Below are 22730 nucleotides of genomic sequence, written 5' to 3'. Positions count from 1 at the left end.
ACAGCCCTGGGGGTCACTGGTGGACGCGTTGGACGTCGCCCGCTGGCAGTTCGGTGTCACCACCGTCTACCACTTTCTCTTCGTACCGCTGACCATCGGCCTGTCCGTGCTGGTGGCGATCCTGCAGACGATGTGGCACCGCACCGGCGACGAGAAGTACCTGAAACTCACCAAGTTCTACGGCAAGCTCTTCCTGATCAACTTCGCCATGGGCGTGGTGACCGGCATCGTGCAGGAATTCCAGTTCGGCATGAACTGGAGCGACTACTCCCGCTTCGTCGGCGACATCTTCGGCGCCCCCCTGGCGATCGAGGCACTGGTCGCGTTCTTCCTGGAATCGACCTTCATCGGCCTGTGGATCTTCGGCTGGGACCGGCTGCCCAGGCGCCTGCACCTGGCCAGCATCTGGGCAGCCGCCATCGGCAGCAACCTCAGCGCCTACTTCATCCTCGCGGCGAACTCGTTCATGCAGAACCCGGTCGGCTACCGCATCAACCCCGACACCGGCCGCGCCGAACTCACCGACTTCGTGGCCGTGCTGACCAACAAGGTCGCCATGATCACGTTCCCGCACACCATCGCCGGCGCGTTCCTGGTGGCCGGCTCGCTGCTGGTCGCCGTCGCCATGTGGCACCTGGTACGCAACCGCGACAGCGCCGACACCCCCGCCTACCGCTTCGCCGCCACGTTCGGCTCCTGGGTCACCCTCGTCTCCGCCGCCGCCGTCGCCATCACCGGCGACATCCAAGGCAAGATCATGACCCAGGTGCAGCCCATGAAGATGGCCGCCGCCGAGGGCCTCTACACCACCGAGAGCCCCGCCTCGTTCTCCGTACTCACCATCGGCAGCCTCGACGGCAGCCGCGAACTGTTCGCCCTCAAGATCCCGCACCTGCTGTCCTGGCTGGGCACCGGCGACCCCGACGGCACCGTGCAGGGCATCAACGACCTGCAGGCCCAGTACGCCGCCCAGTACGGCGCCGGCAGCTACACCCCGATCATCCCGGTCACCTACTGGAGCTTCCGCTTCATGATCGGCTTCGGGATGGCCGCCGCCGCCATCGCCCTGCTGGTGCTCTGGAGCCAACGCAAGGGCCGCACCCCCACCAGCAGGTGGCTGCTGCGCGCCGGCCTGGTCATGCCCCTGCTGCCGCTGGCCGCGAACTCCTTCGGCTGGATCTTCACCGAGATGGGCCGCCAACCGTGGATCGTCTTCGGCGAGATGCTCACCCGCGACGGCGTCTCCCGCAGCGTCTCGCTCACCGAGGTCCTCACCTCCTTCACCGCCTTCACCCTCATCTACGCCACCCTCGCCGTCGTCGAGGTCAAACTGCTGCTGCGCTACGCCAAGGCCGGCGTACCCGACCTGACCCCCGACCCCGACATCGACGACACCCACGACGACGCCGAACGCCCGCTCGCGTTCGCCTACTGATCACCGGAGACAAACCGTGGAACTCACCACCATCTGGTTCCTGCTCGTCGCGGTCCTGTTCACCGGGTACTTCATCCTCGAAGGCTTCGACTTCGGCGTCGGCATGCTGCTGCCCGTACTCGGCCGCGACGACCGCGAACGCCGCGTCCTGATCAACACCATCGGACCCGTCTGGGACGGCAACGAGGTCTGGCTCATCACCGCCGGCGGCGCCATGTTCGCCGCCTTCCCCGAGTGGTACGCCACCCTGTTCTCCGGCTTCTACCTGCCGCTGCTGCTGATCCTGCTCGCCCTGATCATCCGCGGCGTCGCCTTCGAATACCGCCACAAGCGCCCCGAGGCATCCTGGAAACGCCGCTGGGACACCGCCATCTTCGTCGGCTCCGTGCTGCCCGCCGTGCTGTGGGGCGTGGCGTTCGCCAACATCCTGCGCGGCGTACCACTCGACGCCGACCACGAGTACGTCGGCGGCCTGCTCGACCTGCTCAACCCGTACGCCCTGCTCGGCGGCGCGACCACCGCGACCCTGTTCCTCACCCACGGCGCCGTGTTCATCGCCCTCAAGACCGTCGGCGAGGTCCGCGAACGCGCCGGCGCGCTCGCGGTACGCCTGGGCGTGGCCGCCGCCGCCCTCGCGGTGGCGTTCCTGACCTGGACGCTGACCATCCGCTCCAGCACCGCCGCCGTCGTGTTCGCCGTCGGCGCCGCCCTGGCGCTGCTCGGCGGCCTGGCCGCCGCCCGGGTACGCCGGGAGGGCTGGGCGTTCACCGGCACCGCCGTGGCCATCGCGCTGGCCGTGGCGACGCTCTTCGCGGCGCTGTTCCCGAACGTGCTGCCCTCCACGCTCGACGCGGCCGGCACACTGACCGCCACCAACGCCGCCTCCACCCCCTACACCCTGAAGATCATGACGTGGGTGGCGGTGGTGTTCACCCCGATCGTGCTGGCCTACCAGGGCTGGACGTACTGGGTGTTCCGCAAGCGCATCGGGGTGGCCCACATCCCGCGGCACTGACCCACCCCCGCCGGTGGCCGCGCACCCCGCCGCCGCCACCGGCACCCACCACGGGGCCGACGCGACACACCTGCCGCGCCGGCCCCGTGGCCCTGTCAGTGCGCCTCGCGCAGCTCCGCCAGACGCGCCTCGATCTCCGCCAACTCCGCGCGCAGCTTCTCCGCCTGCTGCTCCGCCTCGGCCCGCTCGACCGCCATGATCTGCTCCACCGCCTCGTGCACCCCCGGCACGTCGACCAGCGCCACCATCCGCAACGCCTCCGCCGGCTTCACCACGTACGGCTTCGCCAGCGCCTTGCTGCCCTGCTGCGCCGCCACCGTCCACTCACCGTCGGCGTACGCCAACGTCACCGTCAGCCCCGCCGGACCCTTCGGCTTCACCGCCTTCACCGCCTTGCGCGCCGGTGCGGGCTTCGCCTCCACCGCCTCCACCTTCGGCTCCTCCCGCCGCTGCTGCGGCACCCGGTCCAACACGAACTCCGGCTCCACCGGCGCCTGCACCGCCGCCTCCGGCTCCGGCTGCGGCTCGGCCGCCCTACGCCCGGCGCCGCGCGGCGCCACCGCCACGTCGGCGGGGGAGAACGGCAACTCGTCGCGACCGAACCGGACCACCACGAACTCCTCGGAGACCGCCGGATCGGTCAACTCCACCACCTGACCCACCTGCCCGGCGATCTGACCCGCCGAGGCGGTGAACACCACCTTCGGCTTGCGACCCGCCGCCAGCGCCTCCCGGATGCTCTGCACCTCTTCAGTGGACAAACCCTGGCCAGCGGCACCCATCAGCAACCTCTTCCCTCGTACACCTGTTCAGCTGCCTGCCTTGATACCAGCCCGCCCCGACAACCGGAAGATCAACCCCCCAGCGCCCGCAACGCCGCGTCCGCATGGTCGTTCATGTTGAGCTCGCTGTGGATGACCTCGACCACCCGCCGGTCGGTACCGATCACGAACGTCATCCGCCGCGTGCCCAACGCGCCCAACGGCAGCCGCCGCCGCACCCCGAACAGATCCGCCACCGCACCGTCGACATCCGACAGCAACGGATAGTCGAACCCGTACCGCCGCGAGAACTCCGCCTGCTTCGCCACCGGATCCCGGCTGATCCCCACCCGGGTCGCGCCCACCGCCGCGAACTCCGCCGCCAGGTCCCGGAAGTGGCAGCTCTGCGCCGTGCACCCCCGCGTCATCGCCGCCGGATAGAAGAACAGCACCACCGGACCGCTGGCCAGCAACTCCGACAGCCGCCGCGGCGTACCCGTCTCGTCCGGCAACTCGAAGTCGTCCACCACGTCCCCGACACCCACACCCGCCACCGCGCACCTCCACGTCCCCGACCACCGATACGCACGCGAGCCTATGCGCCGACCCACCGGCCCGCCCCGGTAGCGTCGAGCGCGCAGCCACCACAGGGGAGAGGCACCTTGACACCGGTCACCGTCATCACCGGCGGCAGCCGCGGCATCGGCGCCGCCACCGCCCGCCGCCTCGCCCACGCCGGGCACCACGTCGCCTTCAGCTACCGCCGCGACCGCACCGCCGCCACCGCCGTGCTCGCCGACCTCGAAACCACCGGCGTACGCGGCCTCGCCGTGCCCGCCGACACCCGCGACCCCGACCAGGTCACCGCCCTGTTCGACGCCGCCACCACCCTCGGCCCCATCACCGGCCTCGTCAACAACGCCGGCGTCACCAGCCCCATCGGCGCCTTCGTCGACCTCGACCCCACCGACCTGCGCCACGTCGTCGACGTCAACCTCATCGGCTACGTCCTCTGCGCCCAGCAGGCCGCCAGCCGCATGGACCGCGGCGGCGCCATCGTCAACGTCTCCTCCGTCGCCGCCACCCTCGGCAGCCCCGGCGAATACGTCCACTACGCCGCCGTCAAAGCCGCCACCGACACCCTCACCATCGGCCTCGCCAAGGAACTCGCCGGACGCGGCATCCGCGTCAACGCCGTCGCCCCCGGCATCATCCGCACCGACATCCACGCCCTCTCCGGCCAACCCGACCGACCCGAGCAGGCCGCCGCCCGCATCCCACTGGGCCGCCCCGGCGAACCCCACGAGGTCGCCGGCGCCATCGCCTGGCTGCTCGGCCCCGACGCCACCTACACCACCGGCACCGTCCTGCGCGTCGCCGGCGGCCTCTGAACCGCCACCGCCCATGCGACGATGCCACCCGTGACCGGCGTCTTCGGCGACATCGCCGACCTCTACGACGAAGCACGCCCCGACTACCCGAGCGCCCTCGCCGACCTCATCCGCGACTACCACGGCGGCACCCCCGACACGGTCACCGAGATCGGCGCCGGCACCGGCAAGGGCACCGCCGTGCTGCTGCGCCTCGACGCCCCCGTCACCTGCATCGAACCCGACCCCCGCATGACCGCCCGACTCACCGCCACCTTCCCCCAGGTCCACGCCGTCACCGACACCTTCGAGCGGTGGCAGCCACCCGCGGGCGGCGTGCCCCTGCTCGCCTGCGCGTTGGCCTGGCACTGGCTCGACCCCACCACCCGCAACCCCCGCGCCCACGCCGCCCTCACCCCCGGCGGCACCCTCGCCGTCTTCGGCCACAACTACGGCTACGCCGACCCCGAGCAGGCCCACGCCATCGACACCACCCTGCGCGCCGTCGACCCCACCGCCACCCGACGCCCCACCGACTGGTTCCACCACGACATCACCGACAGCGGCCTGTTCACCGACGTACGCACCCACCCCATCCACCGCGACCTCACCCTGACCACCGACGGCTACCTGCGCCTGCTGCAGACCTTCGGCCCCTACCGGCAGCGCACCGCCGAGCAGCAGACCCGCGCGGCCACCGCGATGCGCACCCTCGTCGACGGCTTCGGCGGCACCGTCGTGCTACGCCTGCGCACCACCCTCGTGCTCGCCCGCCGCCCCCACACCAACCGACCCTGAGGCCGCCGCCGACCGGCACACCCGCCACGACCGTACGACCCGATGCTGTCGGTGGGGCCGTCTACCGTCCGCCCGACGTGAGCGCAACGCAGACGTACCGGCACCCGCCACCCGCACCGGCACCCGCCCCCATCACCGACGTCGACGAACTCGCCGAAGAGACAGCCGCCCTGCTCGCCACCCCGACACGAGGCGCACCCCTGGACCGCATCCTCGACGCACTCGTGCGCCTCACCGCCACCGACGGCGCCCGGCTGCACGCCACCCTCGCCCCCGTCATCGCACGCCGACACCGGTCCTGGGGCAACGAACACCGCCACGACCCCTCTGCCTGTGCGCGGTCGTGGTCGACCTCCTCACCACCGCCGCAGCCACCGACCAGCAGGCCCACCGCCGCAGCCGATGGGAGGCCCTGCTCGCCGCGCTGGGCCGCACCGACCCCGCCACCCCCACACCGCAACTACTCACCACCGACCCCCGGGTACCCCCACCACACCGGCTGCTCCGAGCCCGCCTCGCCGAGATCGGCGCACACGTCAACGACCAGCCGGGACACCCCGGCCTGCTCGCCACCCCCACCCACGCCAACGGCGCCCTCGACCCGCTCGCCCTGGTGGAGCGCCTCGCGACCCTCGGCGACCGCACCCCCCTGGCACTGGGACCTCACCCAGGCACTGCTGCGCCTGCCCGTCGACACCGACGACACCGCAGCCGGCAAGGCCGCCGCGCTGGGCACCCCGGCGGGGGAGCGGCTCGCCACCTGGCTACGCGCCGGCGGGCTACCACAACCACTCGTCCGGGTCACCACCGTCACCCGGCGCCCCCGCAGGAACGGCCACGACTGGGAACACGACCAACTGCCAGCCAAACGCATCATGGTCGAACTGCGCCCACCCGACGCATCCGCCGACCCGCACGGCCTGCTGACCGCCGACCCCCCACCCGTCGCCATCGAACACTCCGCCTGGATGAACCTGTGGCCGTCGATCCTGCCGGGACACCGGGCAGTGGTCGCCGCGTACACCCTGCCGGTCGTGGCCGCCACCGCCGACATGGACCAACGCGACGGCGCGAGCCTGCTGCCGCTGCTCGCCGACAGCACCGGCCCCGGCGGCGCCGCACTCGACCTCGCCCTGGCCTACGGCCTCGGCGCCCGCCACGGCACCGACCGCGTCGCCGCCCTCGACGCCCTGCTCGCCCTCGCCGCAGCCGGGCAACTCGACGCCACCGCGACCGGCCACCACCTGGGCCAACTGGTCGCCGAGCAACTCGTGAAGCTGTCCAGAGCACTCGAACCACTACGCGACGCCGCCCTCGCCGGAGCACCACTGACCGTGTGGCGACTGATCGCCGCCGCACTACCGGCACTCCTCGCCGCACCCCGCACCCCACGCGGCCTACCCGACCTGCTCAGCCTGGCCGCCGAGACGGCCACCACGACCGGCGTCCACACCGACGTGCCCGGCCTGGCCGACGTCGCCGCCCGAAGCGCATCGAGCCGCCTCGTCACCGAGGCCCGACGCCTGCACCGCGCCCTCCACCCGGCCTGACCCGAACAGGCCCCGCACCGCCACAGACCCGGCGGGCGGCCACAGCTCGCTGCGCCCGCCCGCCGGTCACCACCGACACCCGCCCACCGACGCCTCGCACCGACCGTGGCGCACCGACCGCGAGCCCTGCTGCGCAACTCCGACACGACGTGGCACGATCCAGCACGTGAGCAGCACCTCCGCCGCAGCACAGCACCTGCGCGACCTCGCGCGGCTGCGCCGCGTGCGCGACCGCATCGACCGCGAGTACGCCAAACCACTGGACGTCGAAGCACTCGCCCGCGGCGCGAACATGTCGGCCGGACACCTCAGCCGCCAGTTCCGCCTCGCCTACGGCGAATCCCCGTACGCCTACCTGATGACCCGGCGCATCGAACGCGCCATGGCCCTGCTGCGTCGCGGCGACCTCAGCGTCACCGAGGTCTGCTTCGCCGTCGGCTGCGCCTCCCTCGGCACCTTCAGCACCCGCTTCACCGAACTCGTCGGCGTCCCACCCAGCACCTACCGCGCCCGCACCGCCCACACCACGGCGGAGCTGCCGTCGTGCATCACCCGACAGGTGACCAGACCGATCAGGAATCGAGAAGCACGGGCCACCCAGCCACAACTAGCGTGACCGGCATGAACGTCACCATCCACTACGCCTTCCTCCCACACACCGACGCCGACGCCGCCCTGACCTTCTACCGCGACACCCTCGGCTTCGAGGTCCGCAACGACGTCGGCTACGACGGCATGCGCTGGCTCACCGTCGGCCCCGCCAACCAGCCCGGCACGTCCATCGTCCTGCACCCGCCGGCCGTCGACCCCGGCATCACCGACGCCGAGCGCCAGACCATCCTCGAACTGATCGCCAAGGGCAGCTACGGCGCCATCACCCTGGCCACCGACGACCTCGACGGCCTCTTCGACCGGTTGCAGGCCACCGGCGCCGACGTCGTGCAGGAACCGACCGAACAGCCGTACGGCGTGCGCGACTGCGCCTTCCGCGACCCCACGGGCAACCTGATCCGCATCAACGAGCAACGCTGAGCCTCCGGCTACCGCGACACCAGCCAGCAACGCCCGCCCAGACCGCGAAGACGGCCTGCCGCGCAACAGATGGAGACACGATGAGCCCGGCCCCGAGGACGCCCACCCCGGCACCCGCGCCGCACGTCGCCGACAGCCACGACCTGATCCGCGTACAGGGCGCCCGCGTCAACAACCTCAAGGACGTCACCGTCGAGATCCCGAAACGCCGCCTCACGGTCTTCACCGGCGTCTCCGGCTCAGGCAAGAGCTCACTGGTGTTCGGCACCATCGCCGCCGAGTCACAACGGATGATCAACGAAACCTACAGCGCCTTCGTGCAGGGCTTCATGCCGTCGCTCACCCGACCCGAGGTCGACCTGCTCGAAGGACTCACCACGGCGATCATCGTCGACCAGGAACGGATGGGCGCCAACCCACGCTCCACCGTCGGCACCGCCACCGACGCCAACGCCATGCTGCGCATCCTGTTCAGCCGGCTCGGCCGACCCCACATCGGCTCACCCAACGCGTACTCCTTCAACATCCCCACCGTGCGGGCCAGCGGCGCGATCACCGTCGAACGCGGCACCAGGACCAAGGCCGAGAAGGCCACCTTCCACCGCCTCGGCGGCATGTGCCCACGCTGCGAGGGCATGGGCACCGTCAACGACATCGACCTGACCGCCCTCTACGACGCCAGCAGGTCACTCAACGAGGGCGCCCTCACCATCCCCGGCTACAGCATGGACGGCTGGTACGGCCGCATCTTCCGCGGCTGCGGCTACTTCGACCCCGACAAACCCATCAACAGGTTCACCAAGAAGGAACTGCACGACCTGCTCCACCGCGAACCCACCAAAATCAAGATCGACGGCATCAACCTGACGTACGCCGGCCTCATCCCGCAGATCCAGAAGTCCTTCCTCACCAAGGACGTCGACGCCCTACAGCCCCACATCCGGGCCTTCGTCGAACGGGCCGTCACCTTCCAGACCTGCCCCGACTGCGACGGCACCCGCCTCAGCCCCGAAGCCCGCTCATCGAAGATCAACGGCAGGAGCATCGCCGACACCTGCGCCATGCAGATCAGCGACCTGGCCACCTGGGTACGCGACCTCGACGAACCGTCGGTGGCCCCCCTGCTCAAGGGCCTGCAACACCTCCTCGACTCCTTCGAGCAGATCGGGCTGGGCTACCTCTCCCTCGACCGCCCGTCAGGCACCCTGTCCGGGGGAGAGGCACAACGCACCAAGATGATCCGCCACCTCGGATCATCCCTCACCGACGTCACCTACGTCTTCGACGAACCCACCATCGGCCTGCACCCGCACGACATCGAGCGGATGAACAACCTGCTGCTACAACTGCGCGACAAGGGCAACACCGTCCTCGTCGTCGAACACAAACCCGAGACGATCACCATCGCCGACCACGTCGTCGACCTCGGCCCCGGCGCCGGCACCCACGGAGGCACCGTCTGCTTCGAGGGCACCGTGGAACAACTACGGGGGAGCGGCACCGTCACCGGCCGCCACCTCGACGACCGCGCCACCCTCAAGAAGACCGTACGCACCCCCACCGGCACCCTGGAGATCCGCGGCGCCAACGCCCACAACCTGCGCGACGTCGACGTCGACATCCCACTCGGCGTGCTCTGCGCCATCACCGGCGTCGCCGGCTCCGGCAAGAGCTCCCTGATCCACGGCTCGGTCGCCGGCCGCGACGGCGTCGTCGTCATCGACCAGGGCGCCATCCGCGGCTCCCGACGCAGCAACCCGGCGACATACACCGGCCTGCTCGACCCGATCCGCAAGGCGTTCGCGAAAGCCAACGGCGTGAAACCGGCCCTGTTCAGCGCCAACTCCGAAGGCGCCTGCCCCACCTGCAACGGCGCCGGCGTCATCTACACCGACCTGGGCGTCATGGCGACCGTCGAAACCACCTGCGAGGAGTGCGGCGGCAAGAGGTTCCAGGCCTCCGTACTGGAGTACACGCTGGGCGGCCGCAACATCGCCGACGTGCTCGCCATGTCCGTCGCCGAGGCGGAGGAGTTCCTCGGCTCCGGCGACGCCCGCATCCCGGCCGCCCACACGATCCTGACCCGGCTCACCGACGTCGGGCTGGGCTACCTCAGCCTCGGCCAGCCGCTCACCACGCTCTCCGGCGGCGAGCGCCAGCGACTGAAGCTGGCCACCCACCTGGCCGAGAAGAGCGGCGTCTACGTCCTCGACGAGCCGACCACCGGCCTGCACCTCGCCGACGTCGAGCAGCTACTCGCCCTGCTCGACCGCCTCGTCGAGGCCGGCAAGTCGGTCATCGTCATCGAGCACCACCAGGCGGTCATGGCGCACGCCGACTGGATCGTCGACCTTGGCCCCGGCGCCGGCCACGACGGCGGCCGAATCGTCTTCGAGGGCACCCCCGCCGATCTCGTCGCCGCCCCCTGCACCCTCACCGGCGAGCACCTCGCGACCTACGTCGGCACCTGACCGAGGCCGTTCGCGGGCAGGCGCCGGCTGCGAACGCTCCTCGCGTCCATGGCGGCGGGGGAGCAGCACCCCGGCGGGCCAGGATCCAGACGCTTGGCATGCGTACGCTCACGTCCATGCCGACCGCGATGATCGAGATGGACGACGGTGTACGACTGCGCACCTGGACCACAGGCTCGCTGGAGCACGCGGACACTCCCTTGGTCGTCCTGCACGGGGGTCCCGGACTGCCGGACTATCTCGGCCCGGTCGCCGCCCTGGTCGAAGACCTGTGCATGGTCCACCGCTACGACCAGCGAGGCACAGGCGGATCGGCCTGGGAGGGGGAACACACGATCGCCCGCCACGTCCGAGACTTGGCGCTGTTGCTGGACGCGTGGGGACACGACCGGGTCGTCCTGGTGGGGCACTCGTTCGGGACCAACATGGCCGGCTACTTCACGCTGGCGCATCCCGGGCGCGTGGGCGGGATCGATACAGATCGCCGGGCCCTTCCTGGATCCCTGGCGGGACGCCGACCGGGCGGCGCAGCGAGCACGGCGCACCGACGAGCAGCAGGACAGGCTCGACGAACTCGAAGCGAGCACATCGCGCACCGACGCCGAAGAGATCGAGTACCTCACCCTGTCGTGGTTCACCGACCACGCCGACCGGGCTCGGGCATCAGATTGGGCGCTGGCATCGGCCCGCGCGCTGCGACCCGTCAACTACGCGATGAACAGCCAGCTCAACGCCGCGAAGAGGGCGGACCCGCTCGAATCGCACGTGGATGAGCTCCGCGAGCGCCTTCCCGCCGGCTCCGTGATCATCGGTGGGGCAGACGACAGCCGTCCCGCCGAGGCCCTGCGACGGCTCGGAGCACGCCTCGGGTGCGAGGTCGTCGTCATCCCGAACGCGGGCCACCATCCCTGGCTGGAAGCACCGGACCAGTTCACCGCGGCGTTCCGCGCCGCGGTGACGAGAGGGTGCCTGACAAATCACCGGGACGACGGCGAAGGCCCCGCGCCGTAGGCTCGAAACCACAGGCAGACCTGCCGTGCTCAGCGATTCGATAATGCACATTATGTCAAGTCGGCCGGATCGGGCACTCCCTCGGCCCGCTCGGCCGGCGGGTCGGCAAGGCCCCGCAGGTGCGCCTCCGTCAGTGCCACCCGTGCCCGTACCGGCGCGGGTGGCGCCGCGATCAGACGACGGCCGTGCGCCCGGTAGACCTCCTCGTGCACGCGGGCGAACGCCAGGGACTCCGCGTAGCCGATCCGGCGGGCGGCACTGGGCGTCACGAAGCCCAGCGGCTCGACCAGGAACACCTGCCGCTGGTAGGCGCAGTCGCGGCGCTCCCGCTGGAGCCCCGCCACCGCGTCGACGAAGCCCGCCTCCTGCTGCGCCGCGATGTACGTCGGTGGCCGCCTCGGCCACGACGTCCCACCCGCGCCGGCGCAGCGTGTCCGCGAGTGTCGTCTTGCCCGTGCCCGGCGGACCCGTCAGTACGTACCGCCGCATGCTCCCCTCTCCCACGGTTGTCGGCCAACCCGAAAATCATGCATAATATCCCTTATGCATGAAAAACAGGACGAATCGGTAAAGCGGTTGATCGAGGAGTTCCTGACGGCCCGGGCGACCCGCAAGCCCTCCCCCCACACCCTGGAGGCGTACCGGCGGGACCTGCGCGCCGTCGCCGCACTGGCAGCCGAGGAAGCCACCCCTCCCCTCCCCCTCGACGCGCTGCGCGTCGAGGCTCTCACCGCCCGCGTGATGCGCGCGGCGTTCGCCCGGTTCGCCGCTCCCCGCGCGGCCGCGTCGGTGCACCGGGCGTGGTCCACCTGGAACAGTTTCTTCTCCTTCCTGGTCGCTGACGGGGTGGTCGCCGGCAACCCCATGCCGGCGGTGGGTCGGCCCCGGGCGCCTCTCCCCCAGCCCAAGCCGCTACGTGGCGCGGACACCCCGGAGCAGTTGCTCGCCTCGGTGGCCCGGCAGGAGGGCCGGCAGCGCGACCCGTGGCCGGAACGCGACCTGGCGGTGCTGGCGTTGGCGCTCTGTGGAGGGCTGCGGCTGTCGGAGTTGTTGGCGCTGCGGGTGGGGTCGTTGACCGGCCGTGCGGGTGAGCGGCGGGTCGAGGTGGCGGGCAAGGGCGGGCGGCCGAGGGTGGTGCCGATCGAACCGGAACTGGACGGGGTGCTGGTGGGCTACCTGGAGAGTCGGGTGCGCCGGTTCGGGTCGCGGACGGTACGGCCGGACGCGCCGCTGCTGGTGGACCGCCAGGGTGAGCCGCTGCGTCGGGGTGGGTTGCAGTATCTGGTGGAGTCCTGTTATCGACGGGCGGGCATCACGGACCGGGTGCCGCGCGGGGCGCGCTTGCACGCGCTGCGGCACACCTTCGCGACGCGGTTGGCGGAGGACGGGGCGAGCGCGGCGGAGATCATGCGGTTGCTGGGTCACGCGTCGTTGGCGTCGTCGCAGACGTACATCGAGGTGACGGCCGGTCAGCAGCGCGCGGCGGTGCGGTCCAACCGTACGAATCGGGCGTTGGCGGGGTTGGTGCCGGCGCAGCGCGGCGCGCGGTCGTAGACCGGGGGTCGGGGGTGCGTGGCGCGTCGGTGCTCGGCCTCTCCGTTCGGCCCACCCCGCTCGCGTGGGTGTCGGGCTGTCGCCGTGGAGGGGCGTGGCCGGTGGCCCGGCGTCGGGGCGTCGGCGCCGGGCCGGGCGGCTCAGGCGTGGCCGGTGGCGCGGCGGGCGGCGTCGAGGGCGTTGCGTAGGAGCATGGCGACGGTGGTGGGGCCGACTCCGCCGACGCGGGGGGTGATGGCGCCGGCGACGTCGGCGCAGGATTCGGCGACGTCGGGTAGGAGGCGTCGGCCTTCGTAGCGGACGCCGCCGCCGATGACGACGGCGCCGGGGCGGACGTGTTCGGGTTGGATGATGCCGGGGACGCCGGCGGCGGCGATGAGGATGTCGGCGCGTCGGGTGTGGGTGGCCCAGTCGGGTACGCCGGTGTGCACGACGGTGACGGCGGCGTTGGCGGTGGGTCGTTTCTGGGTGAGCAGCAGGGCGAGGGGGCGGCCGAGGGTGGCGCCGCGGCCGAGGATGACGACGTCGCGGCCGGCGACGGGGATGTGGTGGAAGGCGAGCAGGGCTTCGATGCCGGCGGGGGTGCAGGGCAGGGGGCCGGGCAGGCCGAGGGCGAGGCGTCCCATGTTGAGGGGGTGCATGCCGTCGACGTCGAGCTCGGGGTCCATGGTCTGCAGTGCCCGGTCGTAGTCGAGGTGTGCGGGGATGGGGTGTTGGATGAGCAGGCCGTGCACGTCGGGTGCGGCGTTGAAGTCGGCGATGGCGTGGTGCAGGTCGGCCTGGGTGGCGGTGGCGGGCAGGTGTACGTGGGGTGAGGTGAAGCCGAGTTCGGTGGCCTGGCGTTGTTTGATGCGGATGTAGCCGGCGCTGGCGTCGTCGTCGCCGACGAGGATGGTGGCGAGGCCGGGGGTGGTGCCGGCGGCGCGTAGGGCGGTGACGCCTGCGGCGACTTCGGTGAGGATGTGTTCGGCGACGGGGGCGCCGGGCAGGAGTCGGGCGGTGGGCATGGTGCTCCTCTGGCGGCGGGGCCCAGGCGGTCGACCTCCGCGCGTGGAGCTCCCCGATGGTTTGGTGTCCATCCTCTGGCCGCCAGTCGCGTGTGGGGTCAGCTTGCCACAGGGGTTCGGGTGGGGTGTGTCCTGGTGTGGGCGTTCAGCCGAGGTCGACCAGGAGGGGGCGGTGGTCGGAGATGGTGGACAGCGGGGTGTGGACGGCGGTGACGGGTGGTAGCTGGTCGAGGCTGTGGCGGTCGGCGAGGATGTGGTCGAGTTGGACGCGGGGTTGGGCGGCGGGGTAGGTGGGGCGGCGGCCGAGGGGGTGCCAGCCGGTGAGGAGTCGGGCGGGGCCGGCGGGCAGGTTGAGGTCGCCGAGGAGGATGCGTGGGGCGGGCAGGGTGCGTAGGGCGCGGACGGTCTGGCGTAGTTGGTGGGCGTTCCAGCCGGGGACGAAGGACAGGTGGGTGGCGGCGACGGTGAGTCGGCCGTGTGGGGTGTCGATGACGGCGGCGAGGACGACGCGGGGTTCGTCGCGTAGGAGGACGAGGCCGCCGCGGGGGCCGGGGGCGTAGATGGGTGAGCGTACGGGGGCGGGGCGTAGTCGGGTGACGTGCCAGGTGTGGACGTGGTGGCGGGTGACGAGGCCGACGCCGTAGCAGGGTTCGCCGTGTCCGTCGTCGTCGTGGGTGAGGGGGCGGAAGTGTTCGCCGGGGGTGCCTACGACGGCGGCGGCGAAGCGGTGTTCGCCTGCGTCGAGGGCGCGGGCGGCGATGGCGGTGAGGTCGAGTTTGCCGCTGCGGCTCTGGTCGCGGTCGACTTCTTGCAGGGCGAGGACGTCGGCGTCGAGGGCGGTGACGGCGGCGGTGAGTCGGTCGGGGTCGACGAGTCCGTCGGTGAGGGACCGTCCGTGCAGCAGGTTGAAGGTGGCCAGGCGCACGCTTGCACCCTACGTGTCGGTGGGAGGGTTGCCTGGTGTTGAAGGTGTTGTTGTGTTCGGTGCTGTTGTTCGTGGCGTTGTCGGCGGTGGGTGTGTGGCTGCGTCGGGCGCGGGGGCGGTGAGGCTGGCCACAGGGTGGGTCGTGGGGTGGGTGGTGGTGGGAAGAATGGCGGCCCGTGGATGTGGATCCTGTGTCGTTGACGACTTTGCTCGCCGTGGCCGCTGTGGCCGGTTGGATCGATGCGGTGGTGGGTGGTGGTGGGTTGTTGTTGTTGCCGGTGTTGCTGGTGGCGGCGCCGGGGATGCCGGTGGCGTCGGCGTTGGGTACGAACAAGTTGACGGCGATCGCGGGTACGGCGACGGCGGCGGTGACGTATGCGCGGCGTACGAAGGTCGACTGGGCGGTGGCGGGGCCGGCGGCGGGGTTGGCGTTGTGTTGTGCGGGGGTGGGTGCGGCGTTGGCGGGTGCGGTGCCGGCGTCGGCGTACCGGCCGGTGGTGTTGGTGGTGTTGGTGTCGGTGGCGGCGTTCGTGGTGTTGCGTCCGCGGTTGGGGGTGGTGGCGCAGCCGCATCGGCGTACGCGGGTGCGGGTGGGGGTGGCGGTCGTGGTGGCGGGGGTGGGTGTCGGTCTGTACGACGGGTTGGTGGGGCCGGGTACGGGGACGTTTCTGGTGGTGGCGTTCACGGCGTTGGTGGGGGCGGACTTCGTGCACGGTTCGGCGATGGCGAAGGTCGTGAACGTGGGTACGAACCTGGGGGCGTTGGCGGTGTTCGCGGCGACGGGGCATGTGTGGTGGCTGTTGGGGGCGGCGATGGCGGTGTGCAACATCGTGGGGGCGGTGGTGGGGGCGCGGATGGCGTTGCGGCGTGGTTCGGGTTTTGTGCGGGTGGTGTTGGTGGTGGTGGTGGTGGCGTTGGTCGGCAGGTTGGGTTTCGACCAGTGGGTGGCGGCCTGAGGGGGCGTCACCCACTGGTCGTGGTGGTCGCCTCAGGCGTGTCGGACGATGTCGGTGTAGTCGAGGCGGGGCAGGCGCGGGAACCAGGCGTTTTCGCCGGGGCGGCCGATGTTGACCACGAGCAGGGTCTTCCAGGCGCTGTCGGGGAAGAATTCGCGGTCGACGGCGGCGGCGTCGAAGCCGGCCATGGGGCCGGCGGCGAGGCCGGCGGCGCGGACGGCGAGCAGGTAGTAGCCGATCTGGAGGGTGGCGTTGAAGCGGGCCATGCGTTCGCGGGCCTCGGGCTTGTCGGCGAGGTCGTCGCGCATCTGGGGGCGGATGGGGAACACGTGTGGGATGTGTTCGTGGAAGTCGGTGTCGGCGGCGAGTACGGCGACCATGGGGGCGGTGGCGGTCTTGGTCTGGTTGCCTTCGCTCATGTGGGCCACGAGGCGGGTGCGGGCGTCGCCGGGGCGGATGTAGAGGATGCGCAGGGGTTGGGTGTTGGCGGCGGTGGGCGGGTACTTGGCGAGTTCGTGGATGGCGTGCAGGTGTTCGTCGGTGACGGGTTCGTCGGTGAAGGTGTTGGCGGTGCGGGCGTCGGTGAACAGCAGCGCCTGGGCCTCGGGGTCGAGGTTGATCAGGGGCGAGTGGACGTCGGTCATCGGGCGTCTCCATGGAGTCGGCTGGATTGCTTCGGTAACGGTAGCAGCTAGTTTTTTAGTAGTTCCTTGTTCGGGTGGTGTCCCCCGTATCCTGGGATCATGACGGTCAGGCCGGGGGCGGGCGACACGCCCCGCACGTGTGACGGGGGTGTGGCCCGGGCCTTCGCGTTTCTGGGCAAGCGGTGGAACGGCATGCTGCTGAGTTCCCTCGCCGGCGGGCCGGCCGGGTTCGCGGAGCTGGCCCGGGCCCTGCCCGGGATCAGCGAGTCGGTGCTGTCGGACCGGCTGGGCGAGCTGGTGCGGGTCGGGCTGGTCGACCGCACGGTCCGGCAGGGCCCCCCGCTGGGCGTGAGCTACGAGCTGACCGGGCCGGGTGCGGCGCTGCTGCCGGTGCTCGACGCGTTGGGTCGGTGGGCGCACGAGAACCTTCCCGCCGAGGTGGACGCGGGCCGGTCGGCGGGCTGCTGAGCAGCGTCGGTGGGCGGGGCGTGCCGCGAGGCCCGGGGTGGTCCCGACCGGGCCGGGGGCGCAGTGTCCGGGCCGGCGTGTGATCATCGGCGGATGCCGGTGCGCGCCGAACACGACCGTGCCGTGCTCGCCGCGCTGCTCGGGCGGGATCCGGTGCTGCACGCGTACCAGCTCGGCGACCTGGACGACTTCTTCTGGCCGTACACCTCCTGGTTCCGTCGTGACGAGGAGGTGGCGTTGCTCTACCACGGTGCCGAGACGCCCACGTTGCTGGCGTTGGCGGCGCCGGCACGGGTGCGGCGGCTGGCGGCGCTGCTGGGTCAGTTGGCGCCGGTGCTGCCGGCCCGCCTGTGGGCGCACCTGTCCCCCGGTGTGGAGTCGGGGCTGGCGGGGGCGTTCCGGATGGACGCGGCCGGCCCGCACCACCGGATGGCGCTGACGGATCCGGCGCGGCTGGACGCGGTGGTCGCGGCGGGTACGGTGCTGCACGCCGGGGACCTGCCGGCGTTGCGCCGGCTCTACGAGGTCGCCTACCCGGGCAACTGGTTCGACGCGCGGATGCTGGACACCGGCCAGTACGTGGGTGTGCGCGACGGCGGTGAGCTGGTGGCGGTCGCCGGGGTGCACGTGTTCTCCCCGGCGTATTCGGTGGCGGCGCTGGGCAACGTGACGACCCACCCCCGGGCCCGCGGGCGGGGGCTGGCCGGCGCGGCGGTGGCGGCGGTGTGCCGGCGGCTGCGGGAGCACGTCGCGCACGTCACGCTCAACGTGAAGGCGGACAATGTGGCGGCGTTGCGGCTCTACGGGCGGCTGGGCTTCACCCGGGTGGCCGACTACGGCGAGTACGCGCTGCGCGCTCGCTGACCGGGTGCCTGGTGGCTTCCGTCGTGGAGTGCCGTCGCGGGTGAGCGGGTGCCGCGCGGGCCCGTCGGGATCCGGCGGCCGTTGGCGTACGTGGGGGGTCAGCCGCGGCGGCTGGGCGAGTCGAAGCGGCCGGCGCGGATCTCCCGCAGCGCCCGGCGGCGGGTGTCGCCGCGCAGGGTGTCGACGTAGAGACGCCCGGCGAGGTGGTCGGTCTCGTGTTGCAGGGCCCGGGCGAGGAATCCGCTGCCGGAGATGGTCAGCGGCTCGCCGTGCTGGTCGAAGCCGTGTGCGGTGGCGTGCAGGGCGCGTGGGGTCGGGAAGTAGAGCCCGGGGATCGACAGGCAGCCCTCGTCGTCGTCCTGTAGTTCCTCCGACAGTTGCAGCGTCGGGTTGATCAGGTGGCCGCGTTCGCCGTCGGCGTCGTAGACGAACACCTGGGCGTTGACGCCGATCTGGGGGGCGGCGACGCCGGCGCGTCCGGGTGCGCCGAGCAGGGTGTCCATCAGGTCGGTGACCAGGGCGCGCAGCTCGACGTCGAAGCTGGTGACGGGCTCGCTGGGGGTGCGCAGCACGGGGTCACCGATGATCCTGATGGGACGCATGGTCATGCTGGCAAGGTTATCGGTCGGCGGTGGTGGCGTCCGGGCGGGCGGCGATGAGCATCTCGATGCCGTCGAGGATGCGGGCCAGGCCGAACTCGAACGCGCCGTGGGGGTCGGTGGCGGCCTGGTACTCCTGGCCGGCTGCGGTGCCGACGCGCGCGGCGAGGGGGTAGCGGCGCGGGTCGAGGGCCTTCTCCAGGTAGGGGGCGTGGGCCTGCCACCACTGCTGCTCGGTCATGCCGGTGCGGGCGGCGGCCTGGGCGGCCTCCACGGCGCTGCGTACGGTGCCGTGCACGTAGCCGGAGACGAGGGTGACGACGGCGTCCATCTCGAGGTCGGTCAGGCCGATGCCGTCGACGGCGCGCAGTTCGTACTCGTAGCGGGCGATGACGTTGGGGCCGAGCGGGGGGCGGGTGGTGGCGACCTGCAGCAGCCAGGGGTGGCGCAGGTAGAGCGCCCAGGCTTCGCGGGCGATGTGGGTGAGTCGGCCGCGCCAGCCGCCGGGCACGTCGTCGGGGCGGGTGCTCTCGCCGTAGACGGTGTCGAGCATGACGTCGAGCAGTTCGCCCTTGCCGGGGACGTAGGTGTAGAGCGACATGGTGCCCACGCCGAGTCGTTCGGCGACGCGGCGCATGGACAGTGCGGCGAGGCCCTCGGCGTCGGCCACTTCGATGGCGGCGCGCACGATGCGGTCCACGGACAGGTCGGGTCGGCCCTTGCGGCTGGTGCGTTCGCGGGTGCGCCAGAGCAGGGCGAGGCTGCGTGCGGGGTCGCCGGTGCCGCTGTACTCGGTCGTCATCCCGGCACTTTAGCGTGCGCCGTACCGTATGATGTACGGTACGGCGTACGGAACGAGTGGGTGGGGGCACGGGTGCACGATGACGGACCGGCTGTCGAGGCCGAGGGACTACGCAAGCGCTACGGCGGCACGCAGGCCCTCGCCGGCCTGGACCTGACGGTGCCGGCGGGCACCGTCTGCGGTCTGCTCGGCCCGAACGGGGCGGGCAAGACCACGGCGGTACGGGTGCTGAGCACCCTGGCCCGGCCCGACGCCGGCGCGGCGCGGGTGGCCGGTGTCGACGTGCTGCGCCACCCCGCACGGGTGCGCGCCCGCATCGGTCTGGTCGGGCAGCACGTCGCGCTCGACGAGGTGCTCAGCGGCCGGCAGAACCTGCTGCTGTTCGGGCGGCTGCACCACCTCGGCGGGGCGCGGGCCCGCGCCCGGGCCGCCGACCTGCTGGCCCGCTTCGACCTGACCGACGCCGCCGAGCGGCCCGTCGGCACCTACTCCGGCGGGATGCGTCGCCGCCTCGACCTGGCGGCGGGTCTGATCCTCGATCCGCCGGTGCTCTTCCTCGACGAGCCCACCACCGGCCTCGACCCGCGCGCCCGCGCCCAGGTGTGGGACGCGGTACGCCGGCTCGTCGCCGACGGCACCACCGTGCTGCTGACCACGCAGTACCTGGAGGAGGCCGATCAGCTCGCCCACACCGTCCGGATCGTCGACGCCGGCCGGGTCGTCGCCGACGGCACCCCGCAGCAGCTGAAGTCCGCGCTCGGCGGCGACCGCGTCGACGTCGTGCTGACCCGCGCCGACGACCTGGCGCGGGCCGTACGCGTCGTCGGCGCCGCCGTCGCCGCGACCCCGCTGGTCGACGCGGTGGGTCTGCGCCTCAGCGTCGCCGTGACCGGGCGGGTGGCCGCGCTGGCCGCCGTGCTGCGGGCGCTGGACGACGCCGGCCTGGCCGCCGCCGACGTCGCGGTGCGCCGCCCCACCCTCGACGAGGTGTTCCTGCGGCTCACCGGCGTCGACTCCCCCACCGCCCGCCCCGACGGGGAGAAGGTGGGCGCATGAACGCGACCAGCGCGCACCCCGTGCCGCGGCGCCTGCGCTGGGCCGTCGCCGACGGCGTCGTCCTCACCGGCCGGGCGTTGGCGCACTGGCGGCGCCAACCCGGGCAGTTCGTCGTCGGGCTGCTCTTCCCGGTGCTGATGGTGCTGATGTTCGGCTACCTGTTCGGTGGCGCGATGAGGGTGCCCGGCGGCGGCGACTACCGCGAGTTCCTGCTGCCCGGCATGTTCGCCATGACGATGCTCTTCGGCGTCGAGTCGACGTACGCGGCCGTGGCCACCGACACCGCGCGCGGCGTCACCGACCGGTTCCGGTCGCTGCCGACGGCGTCCTCGGCGGTGCTCACCGGCCGGGCCGCCGCGGACCTGCTGCACTCCGCCGCCGGCCTGGCCGTCATGCTCGCCTGCGGCGTGGCCGTCGGCTGGCAGTGGCGCGGCGGCGTTGCCGCCGCGCTGGCCGCCGTCGGGCTGCTCCTGCTGCTGCGCTTCGCCCTGATCTGGGTGGGCATCCACCTGGCGCTGGTGCTGCGCAGCCCCGAGTCGGTGGTGATGCTGCAGATCCTCGTCTGGCCGGTCGGGTTCACCTCCAACGCGTTCGTCTCCCCCGACACCATGCCCGACTGGCTCGCCGCCGTCGCCGCGTGGAACCCGCTGTCGGCGACCGTCGCGGCCTGCCGGCAACTGTTCGGCAACCCCGGCTGGGGCGGCGAGACGTTCGCCGCGCAGCACGCCGTCGCACTCGCCGTGGCCTGGCCGCTGCTGCTGACCGTCGTGTTCGGGGCCCTGGCGGTGCGCCGCTACCGCGGGCTCGGCCGCTGACCGGACGCGACGGCCCGCGCCGCACGGGGGCGCTGCTCGATAGGGCGGCGGAGGGGGCCACGGCCCTGCTGGGCCCGCGCCGAGGCTGCCTCAGGTGGGCGGCGGCAGGCCCGCGTCGGCGATGCGTCGGCGCATCGGTCGCCGGCGCACCGCGGCGAGCACCTCGTGCAGCAGATCGGCCAGCGGCACCGACAGCTCCGCGTCCAGCTCACGGATCGCGGCGCTCGTCGCCGCCCACTCCGCCTCGATCAGCGGGAGCAGTTCGTGGGCCCGGCCGCTCAGGCGGACGATGCGCTGCCGGGCGTCCGCGCCGGGGGTCAGCTCGACCAGGCCGGCGCGGGCCATCTGCGCCACGGTCTGACTGGCCGCCGAGTGGGTGACCCCGACCCGGCGGGCCAGGTCGCGGATGGGCAGTGGCCCGTCGGCGAGCAGTACCCGCAGCGGTGGTGAGAACCGGGGCCGGTAGTCGGGCAGGCCCCGTTCGGCGTAGACCGCGGCGACGTCGCCGTCGAGCACGTCGAGGACGTGGCGCAGCAGCGTGCCCAGGGCCTGCCGTTCCGGTGCGTCACTCACCCCGCTAATGTAACAGCGCTGTTGTATCGGCTGGAGAGCGGGAGGTGTGGGTGATGGCCGAGCGGTATCCCCTGGTCGAGCCGTACGCGCACGGGACGCTCGACGTCGGTGACGGCCAGCGCGTGTACTGGGAGATGTGCGGCAATCCCGACGGCAAGCCCGCCGTCGTGCTGCACGGCGGTCCCGGCTCCGGCTGCACGCCCAGCTGGCGTACCTTCTTCGATCCGGCCCGCTACCGGTTGGTCCTGTTCGACCAGCGGGGCTGCGGTCGCAGCACTCCGCACGCCGCCGATGCGGGCGTGGAGCTGTCGACCAACACCACCGACCATCTGATCGCCGACATCGAACTGCTGCGGGCACATCTCGGCGTGGAGCGTTGGCTGGTGCTCGGCGCCTCCTGGGGGGCCTGTCTCGCCCTGGCGTACGCGCAGCGGCACCCGCGACAGGTCAGCGAGGTGGTGCTGTTCAGCGTGACCGCCGGCACCCGACGGGAGATCGAGTGGCTCACCCGGGACATGGGGCGGGTCTTCCCGGCCGAGTGGGCGCGTTTCCGCGACGGCGTGCCGCCGGCCGAGCGCGACGGCGACCTGGCCGACGCGTACGCCCGGCTGCTGGCCGACGCGGACCCGGCGGTGCGCGAACGGGCGGCGCGGCAGTGGTGCGACTGGGAGGACACCCACGTCGCCACCGCCCCCGGACGCCGGCCCGACCCCCGCTACGCCGACCCGGTGTTCCGGATGTTGTCCGCCCGGCTGGTCACCCACTACTGGCGCCACGGGTGCTTCCTGCCGGAGGGGCAACTGCTGCGCGAGGCGGGGCGGCTGGCCGGCATCCCCGGGGTGCTGCTGCACGGCAGGCTCGACATCAGCAGCCCGCCGCAGGTGGCGTGGCAGCTGGCGCAGGCCTGGCCCGACGCCCGCCTGGAGCTGCTGGAGGCCGCCGGGCACGGCTCCGGCAACGGCATGGCGCAGCGGGTCGTGGCGGCGCTGGACGACTTCGCCGAGCGCCGCTGAGGTGCGCCGCG

General features: G+C 72.2%; 26 protein-coding genes and 1 pseudogene. 17 read left to right on the top strand and 10 right to left on the bottom strand.

The annotated features are described in order from the left end of the window. Window positions 1-19 precede the first annotated feature (19 nt). Both KBX06_RS23085 and cydB read left to right on the top strand, forming a co-directional pair. On the top strand, window positions 20-1435 hold the full coding sequence (locus tag KBX06_RS23085) for a cytochrome ubiquinol oxidase subunit I (protein ID WP_210838533.1): 1416 nt from the start codon (window positions 20-22) through the stop codon (window positions 1433-1435). Window positions 1436-1451: 16 nt separating this feature from the next. Beyond that, window positions 1452-2450 (top strand): cytochrome d ubiquinol oxidase subunit II, encoded by a 999-nt coding sequence (gene cydB, locus KBX06_RS23080; RefSeq protein ID WP_210838531.1) that lies wholly within the window; start codon window positions 1452-1454, stop codon window positions 2448-2450. A 95-nt stretch (window positions 2451-2545) separates the two neighbouring features. On the opposite strand, the gene KBX06_RS23075 is transcribed toward cydB, so the two are convergent. Both KBX06_RS23075 and KBX06_RS23070 read right to left on the bottom strand, forming a co-directional pair. Beyond that, window positions 2546-3232: a hypothetical protein gene (locus tag KBX06_RS23075; protein WP_210838529.1), complete on the bottom strand. Its 687-nt coding sequence runs from the start codon at window positions 3230-3232 to the stop codon at window positions 2546-2548. 71 nt (window positions 3233-3303) lie between these two features. Continuing rightward, complete coding sequence (locus tag KBX06_RS23070) at window positions 3304-3765, bottom strand: peroxiredoxin (RefSeq protein ID WP_307854730.1); 462 nt, start codon at window positions 3763-3765, stop codon at window positions 3304-3306. 108 nt (window positions 3766-3873) lie between these two features. Between KBX06_RS23070 and KBX06_RS23065 the strand changes: the two genes are divergently transcribed. The 8 genes from KBX06_RS23065 to KBX06_RS23030 all read left to right on the top strand — a co-directional run bounded on the left by KBX06_RS23065 (window position 3874) and on the right by KBX06_RS23030 (window position 11443). Then, window positions 3874-4602, top strand: a complete 729-nt coding sequence (locus KBX06_RS23065) for an SDR family oxidoreductase (RefSeq protein ID WP_210838527.1) — start codon at window positions 3874-3876, stop codon at window positions 4600-4602. A 30-nt stretch (window positions 4603-4632) separates the two neighbouring features. Beyond that, window positions 4633-5379 (top strand): trans-aconitate 2-methyltransferase, encoded by a 747-nt coding sequence (locus KBX06_RS23060; RefSeq protein ID WP_210838525.1) that lies wholly within the window; start codon window positions 4633-4635, stop codon window positions 5377-5379. Window positions 5380-5456: 77 nt separating this feature from the next. Beyond that, window positions 5457-6929: a hypothetical protein gene (locus KBX06_RS23055; protein ID WP_210838523.1), complete on the top strand. Its 1473-nt coding sequence runs from the start codon at window positions 5457-5459 to the stop codon at window positions 6927-6929. 166 nt (window positions 6930-7095) lie between these two features. Then, entirely contained in the window at window positions 7096-7545 is a 450-nt protein-coding gene (locus tag KBX06_RS23050) for a helix-turn-helix transcriptional regulator (protein ID WP_210838521.1), read from the top strand. 5 nt (window positions 7546-7550) lie between these two features. Continuing rightward, the gene (locus KBX06_RS23045) at window positions 7551-7961 is read left to right on the top strand and encodes a VOC family protein (protein ID WP_210838519.1); all 411 of its coding nucleotides are present in this window, start codon (window positions 7551-7553) and stop codon (window positions 7959-7961) included. 80 nt (window positions 7962-8041) lie between these two features. Further along, on the top strand, window positions 8042-10432 hold the full coding sequence (locus KBX06_RS23040) for an excinuclease ABC subunit UvrA (RefSeq protein WP_210838517.1): 2391 nt from the start codon (window positions 8042-8044) through the stop codon (window positions 10430-10432). Between the two features lie 98 nt (window positions 10433-10530). After that, window positions 10531-11205 carry an alpha/beta hydrolase gene (locus KBX06_RS23035; protein ID WP_307854729.1) on the top strand — a complete coding sequence of 225 codons (675 nt, stop codon included), beginning with the start codon at window positions 10531-10533 and terminating at the stop codon, window positions 11203-11205. Next, window positions 11147-11443 carry an alpha/beta fold hydrolase gene (locus KBX06_RS23030; protein WP_210838632.1) on the top strand — a complete coding sequence of 99 codons (297 nt, stop codon included), beginning with the start codon at window positions 11147-11149 and terminating at the stop codon, window positions 11441-11443. Before KBX06_RS23035 ends, KBX06_RS23030 begins: the two co-directional genes overlap by 59 nt. A 50-nt stretch (window positions 11444-11493) precedes the next feature. Here KBX06_RS23030 and KBX06_RS23025 read toward each other — a convergent pair whose 3' ends face one another. Then, complete coding sequence (locus KBX06_RS23025; RefSeq protein WP_247686532.1) at window positions 11494-11787, bottom strand: hypothetical protein; 294 nt, start codon at window positions 11785-11787, stop codon at window positions 11494-11496. 79 nt (window positions 11788-11866) lie between these two features. After that, window positions 11867-11932 (bottom strand): annotated as a pseudogene (locus tag KBX06_RS28040) (AAA family ATPase); the annotation flags it as partial. Between the two features lie 54 nt (window positions 11933-11986). Between KBX06_RS28040 and KBX06_RS23020 the strand changes: the two are divergent. Then, complete coding sequence (locus KBX06_RS23020; RefSeq protein WP_210838513.1) at window positions 11987-12997, top strand: tyrosine-type recombinase/integrase; 1011 nt, start codon at window positions 11987-11989, stop codon at window positions 12995-12997. Between the two features lie 140 nt (window positions 12998-13137). Here KBX06_RS23020 and KBX06_RS23015 read toward each other — a convergent pair whose 3' ends face one another. After that, window positions 13138-14004, bottom strand: coding sequence for a bifunctional 5,10-methylenetetrahydrofolate dehydrogenase/5,10-methenyltetrahydrofolate cyclohydrolase (locus tag KBX06_RS23015; RefSeq protein WP_210838511.1), 867 nt, complete (start codon window positions 14002-14004; stop codon window positions 13138-13140). Window positions 14005-14149: 145 nt separating this feature from the next. Continuing rightward, entirely contained in the window at window positions 14150-14929 is a 780-nt protein-coding gene (locus KBX06_RS23010; protein WP_210838509.1) for an endonuclease/exonuclease/phosphatase family protein, read from the bottom strand. 197 nt (window positions 14930-15126) lie between these two features. Here KBX06_RS23010 and KBX06_RS23005 point away from each other — a divergent pair, with 197 nt between their 5' ends. Continuing rightward, entirely contained in the window at window positions 15127-15885 is a 759-nt protein-coding gene (locus tag KBX06_RS23005; protein ID WP_247686489.1) for a TSUP family transporter, read from the top strand. A 32-nt stretch (window positions 15886-15917) separates the two neighbouring features. Here the strand turns inward: KBX06_RS23005 and KBX06_RS23000 are convergent, their stop codons facing one another. Continuing rightward, window positions 15918-16529, bottom strand: coding sequence for a malonic semialdehyde reductase (locus tag KBX06_RS23000; protein ID WP_210838506.1), 612 nt, complete (start codon window positions 16527-16529; stop codon window positions 15918-15920). Between the two features lie 99 nt (window positions 16530-16628). Here KBX06_RS23000 and KBX06_RS22995 point away from each other — a divergent pair, with 99 nt between their 5' ends. Both KBX06_RS22995 and KBX06_RS22990 read left to right on the top strand, forming a co-directional pair. Further along, window positions 16629-16997: a helix-turn-helix domain-containing protein gene (locus tag KBX06_RS22995; protein ID WP_210838504.1), complete on the top strand. Its 369-nt coding sequence runs from the start codon at window positions 16629-16631 to the stop codon at window positions 16995-16997. 93 nt (window positions 16998-17090) lie between these two features. Beyond that, window positions 17091-17861 carry a GNAT family N-acetyltransferase gene (locus KBX06_RS22990; RefSeq protein WP_210838502.1) on the top strand — a complete coding sequence of 257 codons (771 nt, stop codon included), beginning with the start codon at window positions 17091-17093 and terminating at the stop codon, window positions 17859-17861. 98 nt (window positions 17862-17959) lie between these two features. Here KBX06_RS22990 and def read toward each other — a convergent pair whose 3' ends face one another. Beyond that, complete coding sequence (def, locus tag KBX06_RS22985) at window positions 17960-18469, bottom strand: peptide deformylase (protein WP_210838500.1); 510 nt, start codon at window positions 18467-18469, stop codon at window positions 17960-17962. A 10-nt stretch (window positions 18470-18479) separates the two neighbouring features. Next, window positions 18480-19262 carry a TetR/AcrR family transcriptional regulator gene (locus KBX06_RS22980; RefSeq protein WP_210838498.1) on the bottom strand — a complete coding sequence of 261 codons (783 nt, stop codon included), beginning with the start codon at window positions 19260-19262 and terminating at the stop codon, window positions 18480-18482. A 72-nt stretch (window positions 19263-19334) separates the two neighbouring features. Here KBX06_RS22980 and KBX06_RS22975 point away from each other — a divergent pair, with 72 nt between their 5' ends. Both KBX06_RS22975 and KBX06_RS22970 read left to right on the top strand, forming a co-directional pair. Further along, on the top strand, window positions 19335-20318 hold the full coding sequence (locus KBX06_RS22975; RefSeq protein WP_210838496.1) for an ATP-binding cassette domain-containing protein: 984 nt from the start codon (window positions 19335-19337) through the stop codon (window positions 20316-20318). Beyond that, on the top strand, window positions 20315-21133 hold the full coding sequence (locus KBX06_RS22970) for an ABC transporter permease (protein WP_210838494.1): 819 nt from the start codon (window positions 20315-20317) through the stop codon (window positions 21131-21133). Before KBX06_RS22975 ends, KBX06_RS22970 begins: the two co-directional genes overlap by 4 nt. A 90-nt stretch (window positions 21134-21223) precedes the next feature. On the opposite strand, the gene KBX06_RS28035 is transcribed toward KBX06_RS22970, so the two are convergent. Next, the gene (locus tag KBX06_RS28035; protein ID WP_210838492.1) at window positions 21224-21706 is read right to left on the bottom strand and encodes a MarR family winged helix-turn-helix transcriptional regulator; all 483 of its coding nucleotides are present in this window, start codon (window positions 21704-21706) and stop codon (window positions 21224-21226) included. Between the two features lie 53 nt (window positions 21707-21759). Here KBX06_RS28035 and pip point away from each other — a divergent pair, with 53 nt between their 5' ends. After that, window positions 21760-22719 (top strand): prolyl aminopeptidase, encoded by a 960-nt coding sequence (pip, locus tag KBX06_RS22960; RefSeq protein ID WP_210838490.1) that lies wholly within the window; start codon window positions 21760-21762, stop codon window positions 22717-22719. Window positions 22720-22730: the final 11 nt, after the last annotated feature.

The organism is Micromonospora sp. C31, assembly GCF_018070575.1.
GTDB lineage: Bacteria > Actinomycetota > Actinomycetes > Mycobacteriales > Micromonosporaceae > Micromonospora.
This window is presented reverse-complemented; position numbering and strand designations above follow the sequence as displayed.

What these genes read in the sequence shown, in the direction of transcription:
- KBX06_RS23015 (WP_210838511.1), bottom strand. Translation starts at nt 14,004, where the DNA reads ATGCCCACCGCCCGACTCCTGCCCGGCGCCCCCGTCGCCGAACACATC.
- def (WP_210838500.1), bottom strand. Translation starts at nt 18,469, where the DNA reads ATGACCATGCGTCCCATCAGGATCATCGGTGACCCCGTGCTGCGCACC.
- KBX06_RS23000 (WP_210838506.1), bottom strand. Translation starts at nt 16,529, where the DNA reads ATGACCGACGTCCACTCGCCCCTGATCAACCTCGACCCCGAGGCCCAG.
- KBX06_RS23035 (WP_307854729.1), top strand. Translation starts at nt 10,531, where the DNA reads ATGCGTACGCTCACGTCCATGCCGACCGCGATGATCGAGATGGACGAC.
- KBX06_RS22970 (WP_210838494.1), top strand. Translation starts at nt 20,315, where the DNA reads ATGAACGCGACCAGCGCGCACCCCGTGCCGCGGCGCCTGCGCTGGGCC.
- pip (WP_210838490.1), top strand. Translation starts at nt 21,760, where the DNA reads ATGGCCGAGCGGTATCCCCTGGTCGAGCCGTACGCGCACGGGACGCTC.
- KBX06_RS23030 (WP_210838632.1), top strand. Translation starts at nt 11,147, where the DNA reads ATGAACAGCCAGCTCAACGCCGCGAAGAGGGCGGACCCGCTCGAATCG.
- KBX06_RS22990 (WP_210838502.1), top strand. Translation starts at nt 17,091, where the DNA reads ATGCCGGTGCGCGCCGAACACGACCGTGCCGTGCTCGCCGCGCTGCTC.
- KBX06_RS22980 (WP_210838498.1), bottom strand. Translation starts at nt 19,262, where the DNA reads ATGACGACCGAGTACAGCGGCACCGGCGACCCCGCACGCAGCCTCGCC.
- KBX06_RS22995 (WP_210838504.1), top strand. Translation starts at nt 16,629, where the DNA reads ATGACGGTCAGGCCGGGGGCGGGCGACACGCCCCGCACGTGTGACGGG.
- KBX06_RS23040 (WP_210838517.1), top strand. Translation starts at nt 8,042, where the DNA reads ATGAGCCCGGCCCCGAGGACGCCCACCCCGGCACCCGCGCCGCACGTC.
- KBX06_RS23045 (WP_210838519.1), top strand. Translation starts at nt 7,551, where the DNA reads ATGAACGTCACCATCCACTACGCCTTCCTCCCACACACCGACGCCGAC.
- KBX06_RS23075 (WP_210838529.1), bottom strand. Translation starts at nt 3,232, where the DNA reads ATGGGTGCCGCTGGCCAGGGTTTGTCCACTGAAGAGGTGCAGAGCATC.
- KBX06_RS23020 (WP_210838513.1), top strand. Translation starts at nt 11,987, where the DNA reads ATGCATGAAAAACAGGACGAATCGGTAAAGCGGTTGATCGAGGAGTTC.